Origin of the sequence: Pseudomonas sp. HMSC057H01, from assembly GCF_001836405.1 — a bacterium.
In the GTDB taxonomy this organism is placed as follows: domain Bacteria; phylum Pseudomonadota; class Gammaproteobacteria; order Pseudomonadales; family Pseudomonadaceae; genus Pseudomonas; species Pseudomonas aeruginosa.
In genome coordinates, this window is the sequence record NZ_KV828461.1 from 1 (window position 1) to 1,024 (window position 1,024).

1 protein-coding gene is annotated in these 1,024 nt (G+C 69.4%); it reads right to left on the reverse strand.

Going from position 1 to position 1,024, the window contains the following annotated elements:
- Positions 1 to 1,024: type VI secretion system tip protein TssI/VgrG (tssI, locus tag HMPREF2581_RS14195; RefSeq protein WP_139181909.1), on the reverse strand; the 1,024-nt coding region annotated here is incomplete at both ends.

Consider the following 1,024-nt stretch of genomic DNA (forward strand, 5'->3'; position numbering starts at 1 on the left):
GGGCTGCTGAGGCTCTTGAAGACGCTGCGGGTCTGGTTCGCCGGCAACTCGTAGGGCACCGGGTGGGCGGCGTGGTAGACGCAGCCGCTGACCAGCGGCTGGTCGGGATCGCCTTCGAGGAAGTCCACCAGCACTTCCATGCCGACCCGCGGAATGACGATGCCGCCATAGCCGTTGCCGGCCCAACCGCTGGCTACGCGCAGCCAGCAACTGCTCTTGTCGTCGCCCTGGCCCTCGCGGTCCCAGTGGAACTGCACCCTGACCCGGCCGTAGCGGTCGCAGTGGATTTCCTCGCCTGGCGGGCCGGTCACCACCGCGGTCTGGCTGCCCAGCACGCGCGGCTTCGGGTGCTCCAGCGGCGGGCGGAAGAACACCTCCCAGGGCGTGGCGAGGAAGCGGTTGCGGTAGCCCTGCTGGAAGTCGTCCGTGCTGGCCGACGTGTCGGAGGTAACGTTCTCTTCCAGCACCTGCGGCTGCTTGCCTTCGTGGAAGACTTCGCTGAGCAGCCACAGGTCGTTCCACTCCGCGCGCGGGTGCTCGGCGATCTCCAGGAAGTGCCCGCTGACCAGCAGCGGCTGGTCGCTGACCCCTTCGCCCAGGCGCCGGTCGGCGCGGTGGCGCTCCAGGGCGCGCTGGCTGAGCAGCTTGCCGCGCTGGCGATCGACGAAGCGACCGGGGTAGTCGTAGTCCTCCAGGTCCGGCTCGGCCGGGGCGTCGGCAGCGGGGCGGTTGCCGGCCTCCAGCAGCAGCCGCGGCTTCTCGAAGTCGTAGTCGCGGCGGGTGGTGCGCGTGGTGCGGCTGGCCAGGCGCAGGCTGAAGCGCTTGATCACCGGTTCGTCGGCGACCAGCCCGCTGTCGTGCACGTAGGCGGTGGGACGGCCCAGGCGGGGGAACACCGTCTGGTCGTCGCCGAACACCAGCAGGTGCGCCTCGGCGCTGTGCCGGAAATGGAAATGGATGCCCTCTTCGGCACAGAGGCGCTGGACGAAATGCAGGTCGCTTTCGTCGTACTGCACGCAGTATT